Source organism: Pseudomonas sp. PS01297 (assembly GCF_029959305.1).
GTDB classification, from domain to species: Bacteria; Pseudomonadota; Gammaproteobacteria; order Pseudomonadales; family Pseudomonadaceae; genus Aquipseudomonas; species Aquipseudomonas helleri.
The window spans coordinates 1-10,016 of sequence record NZ_JASCPQ010000139.1; the positions used below are offsets into that span (position 1 = coordinate 1).

The 10,016-nt window shown below is 60.4% G+C and carries 9 protein-coding genes; 3 read left to right on the forward strand and 6 right to left on the reverse strand.

Going from position 1 to position 10,016, the window contains the following annotated elements; all coding sequences use genetic code 11:
• The first annotated feature begins 231 nt into the window (after positions 1–231).
• On the forward strand, positions 232–1,296 hold the full coding sequence (gene fba, locus QMX84_RS24725; protein WP_027617054.1) for a class II fructose-bisphosphate aldolase: 1,065 nt from the start codon (positions 232–234) through the stop codon (positions 1,294–1,296).
• A gap of 129 nt (positions 1,297–1,425) precedes the next feature.
• Here fba and QMX84_RS24730 read toward each other — a convergent pair whose 3' ends face one another.
• Positions 1,426–1,818, reverse strand: a complete 393-nt coding sequence (locus tag QMX84_RS24730) for a hypothetical protein (protein ID WP_048385015.1) — start codon at positions 1,816–1,818, stop codon at positions 1,426–1,428.
• A gap of 189 nt (positions 1,819–2,007) precedes the next feature.
• Here QMX84_RS24730 and QMX84_RS24735 point away from each other — a divergent pair, with 189 nt between their 5' ends.
• Positions 2,008–2,502, forward strand: a complete 495-nt coding sequence (locus QMX84_RS24735) for a M48 family metallopeptidase (protein ID WP_282365021.1) — start codon at positions 2,008–2,010, stop codon at positions 2,500–2,502.
• A gap of 42 nt (positions 2,503–2,544) precedes the next feature.
• A complete protein-coding gene (locus QMX84_RS24740; protein ID WP_048370849.1) occupies positions 2,545–2,841 on the forward strand; it encodes a winged helix-turn-helix domain-containing protein in 297 nt (98 codons plus the stop codon).
• On the opposite strand, the gene QMX84_RS24745 is transcribed toward QMX84_RS24740, so the two are convergent.
• From QMX84_RS24745 to mdtD, 5 genes are all read right to left on the reverse strand, one after another.
• A complete protein-coding gene (locus QMX84_RS24745; RefSeq protein WP_048370847.1) occupies positions 2,838–3,290 on the reverse strand; it encodes a GNAT family N-acetyltransferase in 453 nt (150 codons plus the stop codon). The genes QMX84_RS24740 and QMX84_RS24745 overlap by 4 nt on opposite strands.
• A 74-nt stretch (positions 3,291–3,364) precedes the next feature.
• The gene (gene yccS, locus QMX84_RS24750) at positions 3,365–5,539 is read right to left on the reverse strand and encodes a YccS family putative transporter (RefSeq protein ID WP_262125234.1); all 2,175 of its coding nucleotides are present in this window, start codon (positions 5,537–5,539) and stop codon (positions 3,365–3,367) included.
• A 129-nt stretch (positions 5,540–5,668) separates the two neighbouring features.
• On the reverse strand, positions 5,669–6,847 hold the full coding sequence (locus QMX84_RS24755; RefSeq protein WP_262125236.1) for an NAD(P)/FAD-dependent oxidoreductase: 1,179 nt from the start codon (positions 6,845–6,847) through the stop codon (positions 5,669–5,671).
• Between the two features lie 110 nt (positions 6,848–6,957).
• The gene (gene dbpA / locus QMX84_RS24760; protein WP_241486415.1) at positions 6,958–8,295 is read right to left on the reverse strand and encodes an ATP-dependent RNA helicase DbpA; all 1,338 of its coding nucleotides are present in this window, start codon (positions 8,293–8,295) and stop codon (positions 6,958–6,960) included.
• Positions 8,296–8,495: 200 nt separating this feature from the next.
• Positions 8,496–9,926: a multidrug transporter subunit MdtD gene (mdtD, locus tag QMX84_RS24765; RefSeq protein WP_048370838.1), complete on the reverse strand. Its 1,431-nt coding sequence runs from the start codon at positions 9,924–9,926 to the stop codon at positions 8,496–8,498.
• Positions 9,927–10,016: the final 90 nt, after the last annotated feature.

A 10,016-nucleotide genomic window follows, 5' to 3' on the forward strand; every position in this document is an offset into this window, starting at 1 on the left:
GGCTAATACTGTAGGAGCGAGCTTGCCTCGCGATCTTATGAATTTTTAAGAGATCGCGAGGCAAGCTCGCTCCTACATGGGGCCGACCAGCCAGGGCTGGAGCTGTAACGTTTCAGCCGCATCGAATTCGCAGCACCGGGGCCAACCCCCGATCTGCAATAACTTGAATCGCAGCCGCCGCTACGGCAGGCTTGCACGATTAACGACCCTTGTCCGGGAGAGACACACACAATGGCACTTATCAGCATGCGCCAGATGTTGGACCACGCCGCCGAATTCGGCTACGGCGTTCCAGCCTTCAACGTCAACAACCTTGAGCAGATGCGCGCGATCATGGAAGCCGCTGACAAGACTGACTCCCCGGTGATCGTTCAGGCTTCGGCCGGTGCGCGCAAGTACGCAGGTGCGCCGTTCCTGCGTCACCTGATTCTGGCGGCCATCGAAGAATTCCCGCACATCCCGGTGTGCATGCACCAGGACCACGGCACCAGCCCTGACGTCTGCCAGCGCTCCATCCAGCTGGGCTTCAGCTCGGTCATGATGGACGGCTCGCTGGGCGAAGACGGCAAAACCCCTACCGACTACGACTACAACGTTCGCGTCACTCAGCAAACCGTTGCCCTGGCACACGCTTGCGGTGTGTCGGTTGAAGGCGAGCTGGGCTGCCTGGGTTCTTTGGAAACCGGCATGGCGGGCGAAGAAGACGGTATCGGCGCTGAAGGCGTTCTGGATCACAGCCAAATGCTGACCGACCCGGAAGAAGCCGCAGACTTCGTAAAACGCACCCAAGTGGACGCCCTGGCCATCGCCATCGGTACGTCCCACGGCGCTTACAAGTTCACCAAGCCACCTACCGGCGACGTGTTGGCGATTGACCGCATCAAAGAAATCCACAAGCGCATCCCGAACACTCACCTGGTGATGCACGGTTCGTCTTCGGTGCCACAAGAGTGGCTGGCGATCATCAACCAGTACGGCGGCGACATCAAAGAAACCTACGGCGTGCCGGTTGAAGAAATCGTTGAAGGCATCAAGCACGGCGTGCGCAAGGTCAACATCGACACCGACCTGCGTCTGGCCTCGACTGGCGCCATGCGTCGCCTGATGGCAACCAACCCAAGCGAGTTCGACCCGCGCAAGTTCTTCGGCGCTACCGTAACCGCGATGCGCGACGTGTGCATCGCACGCTACGAAGCCTTCGGCACCGCTGGCAATGCCTCGAAGATCAAGCCGATCTCCCTGGAAGCCATGTACCAGCGTTACCTCAAAGGTGAGCTGAACGCCAAGGTCAACTAAGCCTTAAGCGTCCTGAAAAAGCCCGCAGCGATGCGGGCTTTTTTGTGCCTGGCACACGGATTCATCTGTAGGAGCGAGCTTGTCTCGCGATCTTTTAAACGATCAAAAGATCGCGAGGCGAGCTCGCTCCTACAAGGTGTGGTGTATTTTTTCGGGGTCTATGCCGTTGCCCTTGAGCAGGGCGTCTACCAGTGAGCGGGCCATCTCGACCGAGTGCACCAGCGACCACACCAGCCCGCGCTCGATGCCGCTGGCCATTTCGGTGATTTCATCCGACACCTCTTCTGCCCCCTTGAGCATGATCGACACGTGCTGCAAAGCTTGCAGGGCGCGAACATCTGCCAGCACGGCAAACGGTGACTCAGGGCTGATGCCTTGCGCTTGCGTCGGCTGCAAGGTCTCCAGGTCTACGGGAGGGTCTTCGCGCAGGCGTTTGAGCAGGTCTTGGGTTGCATCATCGTGCAGATGATCATCACGCTGGATGCGTTTTGCTTTAGGACCGTCGGGCGTCGTCTTTTTCATGTCTCTTCCACGGGGATCATCGGCGACTCAAGAAGATAGCCCCCGGCCTTTCCATGCGGCAAGCAGCGCTTGCGGTCCCCACGCTTTCTCGGAAGTGTCCGCCTCTTGGCAACGTAAACGTCTGACAAGGTAGCCATAAAAGCTGGATTCGCTACACTGGCGAACTTTTACGCTGTGCGTTGACGCCCCATGACCGTGCTCAAATACCTCCAGGCTTACCCCCAATCGTTGCAGGATCAAGTGCGCCAATTGATCGAGCGCGACCAATTGGGCAGCTACCTGAACGAGCGTTATCCACAGCGCCATGCGGTGCAAAGCGACAAGGCCTTGTATGCCTACGCGCACGAGATCAAACAGGAATACCTGCGCAACGCGCCGTCCTTTGACAAGGTGCTGTTTGATAACCGCCTCGACCTCACCCACCGTGCGCTGGGCTTGCACACCACCATCTCGCGGGTGCAGGGTGGCAAGCTCAAGGCCAAGAAAGAACTGCGCGTGGCCTCGTTGTTCAAGGACGCTGCGCCAGAGTTCTTGAAGATGATCGTGGTGCACGAACTGGCGCACCTCAAAGAGTCCGACCACAACAAGGCGTTCTACAAACTGTGCGAACACATGCTGCCGGGTTATCACCAGCTGGAGTTTGACCTGCGGGTGTACCTGACCTGGCGCGATGTCCGCACTTAAGCTCGCTCCTACAGGTGGCGTACTACATAACGGGAGTTCTGAATGGAAGTCAGTAAAACCAAAAGCAGTTTTTACCGGCGTTTGTACGTGGCCTGGTTGATCGACAGCCAAACCGCCAGCAGCGTGCCAGCGCTGACCGACGTCACCGGCATGCCGCGCCGCACGGCCCAGGACACCATTGCCGCCCTGGCCGATCTGGACATCGTGTGTGAGTTTGAACAACAGGACGGCGCCCGCAACCATGCCGGGCGCTACCTGATTCACAGCTGGGGGCCAATCGACAAGGCCTGGGTTGGTCAGCACCTGGAGCAGATCAAGCAGGTGCTCGGGTACCCTTAAGCCCGGCGCATGCCGATGTGCGGGATGTCATCTTCTAGGTACGTCTCGCCTTCGGCCCGAAACCCGTGCTGCTCATAAAATGGCTGCAAGTGCGCTTGCGCGGACATGAAAATAGGTTGCCCGGACCAATACTCTTCGATGTTTTCCAGCGCCACTTCCAGTAGGCGGTGCCCAAGCTTTTGCCCACGGCCCTGGGGCGCAATGATTACGCGGCCAATGACCACGTCGCCGCCTTGGGATTCGGGGTCGAGCAAGCGGGCGTAAGCCACCAGCTTGTCGTCTTGCCAGCCCATCACGTGCAACGTATCGCCCGACAGGTCTTGGCCGTCGACATCTTGATACGCGCATTTCTGTTCAACGACGAAGACTTCCGAGCGCAGCTCCAGAATGGCGTAGAGCTGTTCTTTGCCCAGATCGTCGTGGTGTTTGCAGAGCCAGTCAGTGGTCACGGTGTTGTCCTTGTTATCGAAACGATGGCCCGATAGTAGGCGTGATACTGACTGGCGCCAAGCTGCGATAAGTCCTACGGAGCTTTGACCAAATGCGCCGCCAGGGTGCGCAACGGGCCGAGTTGGCGGCAGATCAGCGCCAACTGGGTTTGCACCAGCCGCAGGTTCTCATCAATGTCATCCGGCATCTGCTCCAGCTCATTGGCCAGGGTTTCTTCCTCATCGCTCTGCACCGGCACCGGCAGCTTGGCGCTCAGGCCCTGGGCAATCAGGTCGATGCTGTCGGCAATGCGCCGCCCGGCGCCTTCGATCAACTGCTCGCGCAGCTCTGCCGGCAGCTCAGTGCCGCGGTGCGCGCCCAGCCCCGACAAGTAACTGAGCAAGGTGTGCGAGAGCACCAAAAAGCGGAAGCCCATGTCGGCGTCCTTACGGAAATGCCCCGGCTCCATCAGCATGTTGGCCAGCGTGGTCGACAGCGCCGCATCGGCGTTGTGGGCGTTACGCCGGGCCAAGCGATACGCCAGGTCGTCGCTTTTGCCCTGGGCGTATTGCTGGAGGATCTGGCGCAGGTACTGGCTGTTGCAGCTCAAGGTATTGGCCAGCGCCTGATTGAGCCGACGGCCCTGCCAGTCCGGCAAGAACAGGAACACCGCTGCCGCCGCAATCACGCTGCCCACCAGGGTGTCGAACAGCCGTGGCAAGAACAGCCCGTAACCGTCGCCTACCTGGTTGAAGCAGAACAGAATCATCAGGGTGATGGCTGCGGTGCTCAGGGTGTAACGCGTGGTGCGGTTGGTAAAGAACACCACCCCGGCCACCACCGCAAACAGCGACTGAATGATGGGGTTGGGGAACAGGTCGAACAGCGCCCAGCCCACCGCCAGACCAATGGCCGTGCCGATGATTCGCTGGCTGAACTTGCGCCGCGTCGCGCCGTAGCTTGGCTGGCAGACGAACAGCGTGGTGAGGATGATCCAGTAACCCTGGCTTGGGTGAATCCAGTGCACCATGCCAAAGCCGATACTCAGTGCCAAAGGCAGGCGCAAGGCGTGGCGAAAGATCAGCGACGTCGGTGTGAGGTGCTGGCGCAGGCGCGACCACACGTCCTTGAGGTTACGCGGCGAGCGGTCCAGCAGGCTGCTGTCGGTGGCATCGGCCAGGGCGTCGGGGTTGCTCGCATCGCTGAGCAAACGGTCCAGCGTGCCGAGGTTGGCCGCCAGCGCACGCAGCGAGCGCAGCAGCCCGCGCCAGGCCGGATTGCTCTGGATGCGCAAGTGTTCGAGTGAGGCGTGCAAGTCGCCCAAGGCCTCGGCAAAACTGTCGTCATAGACAAACGGCTGGCGCAGCTTGATCGACTCTGACAGGCGCTGGCAGGCCACGCCTTGCTGGCGCAGCAGGCGTTGGCAACGGAACATCACGTCACTGTGGAAGAACGAATCAGCTAGCGCGTTGTACGGGTAGTGCGACGAGCTGGCGCGTTCGTGAATGTCTTGCGCGAGGAAGTACAGCTTGAGGTAGCGGCTGATTTTCGAGCCCGGCCGCGAGTTGCCGACCCTGTGCAAAATGATCTCTTTTGCGGTGTTGAGCGCGGCCACCACACGGCCGTTTTGCCGGGCCAGTTCCAGGCGGCCGGCCTCTACATCGAGGTTGCGCACCGGTTCGAACAGCGCCGACTTGAGCTTGAGGTACAGGCCCAGTTCCCAAAACAGCCGCGCCAGGCTTTGCTGCACCGGCTGGTTGGAAAACAGCGCCTGCCACAGCACCGAGAGCAGTCCGTACCAGGCTGCACCGGCCACCAGCAACAGCGGTTCGTGCCAGAAATCGGTGACTTCGCCACCGCGCTGGTCCACGCCGATCATGGTGTACACGGCCAGAATCAAGGTGGCCGAGGCAATCGCCCCGTAGCGTTCACCCAGCGCCCCGAGCATGGTCAGGGCAAAACTGGCCAGGGCCAGCGCGATGACCAGCAACCAAGGGTAGGGGAAGAGTAATTCGACACTGAGCGCCGAGGCGCTGAAGCACACCAGCGTGACCAGCAACGCATTCAAGCGGCCTTGCCAGCTGTCATCGGTTTCGGCCAGGGCGCTGGCAATAATCCCCAGGAACAAAGGAATCAGCAGCGACATCTCGTCCTGATACCAGCAAAAAACCATGCTGCCGGTCAGGGCGATGAACACCCGGACGCTGTAACTGAACTTGTCCCGCGCCCACAAGCGGCGCAGTGATTGGCTGAAAGAGGTCGATGACATGGAGTGGCGGTGCCTGGCTCGAGATTCGCTAAATTGAGCCAGATAAGACGTTAGTGCAATGGCACTGTTCACATCGAACAGAAAATATTTTTTGCCTGAATGCAAACCCGCGTTGAAGGTACGCCTGTGTCAGGCGTACTGCGCGGCGGCATACCCGGATGCCCACGCCCACTGGAAGTTGAAACCGCCCAGGTGGCCGCTCACATCCAGCACTTCGCCGACAAAATACAGCCCCGGGCTTTTCAGCGATTCCATGGTCTTGGACGACACTTCGCGAGTGTCCACGCCGCCCAGCGTGACTTCGGCGGTGCGATAGCCTTCGGTCCCGGCGGGCACGACAGTCCAGCACGCCAGCTTGTTGGCCACGTCGGCCAGTTCACTTGGTGTGTATTGCTTCATGGGTTTGGACACGAACCAATGTTCGGCCAGCAAGTTGGCCATTTTCTTGGTGAAGATTTCCCCGAGCAGGGTTTTCAGTTCGCTGTTCGGGCGTTCGGCCTGTTGCGCTTGCAGCCAGCTCAGCGCGTCCAGATCCGGCAACAGGTTGATCTCAACCGTGTCACCGCTGTTCCAGAACGACGAAATCTGCAAAATCGCCGGGCCGCTCAGGCCGCGGTGGGTAAACAGAATGTTCTCGCGAAAACTCTGATCGTTGCAGCTCACCAGGCAGTCCACAGAGGTGCCCGACAGTTCGCTGCAAATCTCTTTGAGCTGATCGGTAATGGTGAACGGCACCAGCCCTGCGCGGGTCGGCAGCAAGGTGTGGCCAAACTGCTTGGCCACTTGGTAACCAAACCCGGTGGCGCCCAGCGTCGGGATCGACAAGCCGCCGGTGGCGATCACCAGCGACTGGCAGTTCAACTGATCCAGCGTGGTCTTGAGGCTGTAACCGCTGTCGGTTTTTTCGATCTGCTCAATCGAGGTGTCCAGGTGCAGGCTGACACCGGCTTGCTGGCACTCGCTGAGGAGCATTTCAAGGATGTCGCTGGACTTGTTATCGCAAAACAACTGGCCGAGTTTTTTCTCGTGGTAAGGCACGCCGTGCTTGCTCACCAGCTCGATGAAATCCCATTGGGTGTAGCGGGCCAGCGCCGATTTACAGAAGTGCGGGTTCTGCGACAGGAAGTTGCCCGGCTCGGTGTACATATTGGTGAAGTTGCAGCGGCCACCGCCCGACATCAGGATCTTTTTGCCGGCCTTGTTGGCGTGGTCGATCAGCAACACCTTGCGCCCACGCCCGGCAGCGGTCAGCGCGCACATCAAACCTGCGGCGCCAGCGCCAATAATCACAACGTCGGTGGTACGCAAAGCGGTGTCCTCAAAACTTCAGATAATCGTGTAGGAGCGAGCTTGTCTCGCGATCTTTGCTTTTAAAAAATCAAAAGATCGCGAGGCAAGCTCGCTCCTACAGGGGGGGGTTACAACACCCGAACGCGCAGCGAGCGGCCTTTGATTTTGCCTTCGCTCAAGCGCTGGCAAGCCTGCTTGGCAACAGTGCGATCCACGGCCACGTAGGCCTGGAAGTCAAAGATCGCGATTTTGCCCACTTGGGCACCGGGGATGCCTGCGTCGCCGGTCAGGGCACCCAGAATGTCGCCCGGGCGGACTTTGTCTTTGCGGCCTGCGCCAATCACCAGGGTGCTCATGGCGGGCAGCAACGGGGCGCCGCCCTTGGAGGTCAGGGTGTCCAGCGACTCCCAGTTCAGCGGGGCCTTTTGCAGTTGCTCGATGGCCTGGGCGCGGTGCGCTTCAGACGGCGCCACCAGGCTGATCGCGATGCCTTTTTCGCCTGCACGGCCGGTACGGCCAACGCGGTGAATGTGGATCTCCGAATCACGGGCCAACTCAACGTTGATCACCATATCCAGCGCGTCGATGTCCAGACCGCGGGCGGCCACGTCGGTGGCAACCAGCACCGAGGTCGAGCGGTTGGCGAACATCGCCAGCACTTGATCGCGGTCGCGTTGTTCCAGGTCGCCGTGCAGGCCAACCGCCGAAATGCCTTTGGAGGTCAGGTGATCAACGGTTTCTTGTACCTGCTGCTTGGTGAAGCAGAACGCCACGCACGACTGCGGACGGAAGTGCCCCAGCACTTTGGTCACGGCGCTCATGCGTTCATCGGGGGCGATTTCGTAGAAACGCTGCTCGATCTGGCTGTCGGTGTGCAGCGCCTCAGCTTTGACTTGCTGCGGGTCGCGCATGAACTTGGAGGCCAACTGCTTGATGCCCACCGGGTAAGTGGCCGAAAACAGCAGGGTCTGGCGACGTGCCGGGGTCTGCACAATGATGTCTTCGATGGCGTCGTAGAAGCCCATGTCGAGCATGCGATCGGCTTCGTCGAGCACCAGAGTGTTCAGGCCGTCGAGCACCAGCGAACCTTTGCGCAAGTGCTGCTGGATACGCCCCGGCGTGCCGACAATGATGTGCGCGCCGTGCTCCAGCGAGCCGATTTGCGGGCCGAACGACACGCCGCCACACAGGGTCAGCACTTTGATGTTGTCTTCGGCGCGGGCCAGACGGCGAATTTCCTTGGCCACCTGGTCAGCCAGTTCGCGGGTAGGGCAAATCACCAGCGCCTGGCAGCCGAAGTAGCGCGGGTTGATCGGGTTCAGCAGGCCGATGCCGAAGGCGGCGGTTTTGCCGCTGCCGGTCTTGGCCTGAGCGATCAGGTCCATGCCTTTGAGGATCACCGGCAAGCTCTGCGCCTGAATCGGCGTCATCTGGGCATAACCGAGGGAGTCGAGGTTAGCCAGCATGGCGGCGGACAGGGGGAGCGTGTTGAAAGCGGTGGCAATGGTGGTCACGGGACTGGCCTGCAAAACAAAATGTCGCGCAGTGTAACAGCCCGTTGCCCAATGCCCGAACATTCTGGACGAGAAGTCATCACCTTCTCTGTAGGAGCGAGCTTGCCTCGCGATCTTTTAGACGATCAAAAGATCGCGAGACAAAGGCCCTATTAATGATCCAGCTCATGCTCCGAGTTGGCTTTGGGCTTGCGCCCGTCCTGCGGTGACAGTTGCAAGAAGATCGCCGCCGCCAGCATGGCCATGATGCCAACGGTCAGGAACGTTAACTGGAACGCCCCCAGCACGGTGTGTACGTCGTCACCAGCGCCGTCACCCGAGAACCCGCCCAGCAAGGCACCGGCACAGGCAACCCCAAGGCTCAGCGATAACTGCGCCACCACCGAGAGCAAGCTGTTGCCGCTGCTTGCGCTGGCATCGTCAAGGTCGATCAGGGTTACGGTGTTCATGGCGGTGAACTGCAGCGAGTTGATGGCACCCAGAATGGCCAGCATCGTCAGCAGCAGCGGGTACGGGGTTTGAGCCGTGACCAGGCCCATGCTGGCCAGCATGATGCCGAGTGCCAGCGTGTTGCCGGTCAGGATCGTGCGATAACCCAGACGCTCGATCAACGGCCGTGCGCCCCATTTGGCCAGCATGGCGGCGGCTGCCAGCGGCAACATGCTCATGCCAGCGTCTGATGGCGAATAGCCCAGCGCCACTTGCAGCAGCAACGGCACCAGAAACGGCAAGGCGCCGCTGCCCAGGCGGGCAAACAGGTTGCCCAGAATGCCCACGGCAAAGGTCTTGGTTTTAAACAGCGTCGGGGAAAACAGCGGGTTGCTGATGTTGGCGGCCCGCAGCCAGTACGCCGCCAGGCACGCCAGCCCGGCAAACAGCAGCAACATGACCCGCAGGTGCGGCATGTGCAGTTCGCCCAGGCCCTCCATGGCGATGGTGATAAACACCATGGCCGCGCCAAACAGCAGGAAGCCCCAGGCATCGAAGCGTGAGCGCCCGTCGCCGCGCAAGTCGGGGATCATTTTCCAGACCGCCCAGCAGCCCAGCATGCCCACCGGCAGGTTGATCAAAAAGATCCAGTGCCAGCTCAGGTACTGCACCATCCAGCCGCCCAGGGTGGGGCCGATCAGCGGGCCGAGCAGGCCGGGGATGGTAATAAAGCCCATGATCCGCACCAGCTCCGAACGCGGGTAGGCCTTGAGCACCACCAGCCGCCCGACCGGCACCATCAAGGCACCGCCCAGCCCTTGAAGCACACGGGCGGCGATCAATTCATTGAGCGTGCCGGACAAGGCGCACAGCAGCGAACCGAGGCTGAACAGCAAAATGGCGCTGAAGAAGATTTTTTTGGTGCCGAATCGATCCGCGATCCAGCCCGAGGCCGGGATCAGCAAAGCCACCGTGAGCATGTAGGCAACGATCACCCCTTGCATGCGCAGCGGGTTTTCCTTGAGGTCGCTGGCCATGGCCGGCAGTGCGGTGTTGAGGATCGTGCCGTCGAGCGACTGCATGAAAAACGCGATGGCCACCACCCAAGGCAACCACCGTAAAATTTCGGGCGTGAGAACTGGACGTTCGGGCATAGGACCTCTTTCTAATTGTTCATCCCATCCTCGGTAGGAGCGAGCTTGCCTCGCGATCTTTTGATCGTTTAAATGATCGCGAGGCAAGCT

Coding starts and splice junctions, on each gene's coding strand:
- fba (WP_027617054.1), top strand. CDS start 232: ATGGCACTTATCAGCATGCGCCAGATGTTGGACCACGCCGCCGAATTC.
- QMX84_RS24730 (WP_048385015.1), bottom strand. CDS start 1,818: ATGAAAAAGACGACGCCCGACGGTCCTAAAGCAAAACGCATCCAGCGT.
- QMX84_RS24735 (WP_282365021.1), top strand. CDS start 2,008: ATGACCGTGCTCAAATACCTCCAGGCTTACCCCCAATCGTTGCAGGAT.
- QMX84_RS24740 (WP_048370849.1), top strand. CDS start 2,545: ATGGAAGTCAGTAAAACCAAAAGCAGTTTTTACCGGCGTTTGTACGTG.
- yccS (WP_262125234.1), bottom strand. CDS start 5,539: ATGTCATCGACCTCTTTCAGCCAATCACTGCGCCGCTTGTGGGCGCGG.
- dbpA (WP_241486415.1), bottom strand. CDS start 8,295: ATGCTGGCTAACCTCGACTCCCTCGGTTATGCCCAGATGACGCCGATT.
- mdtD (WP_048370838.1), bottom strand. CDS start 9,926: ATGCCCGAACGTCCAGTTCTCACGCCCGAAATTTTACGGTGGTTGCCT.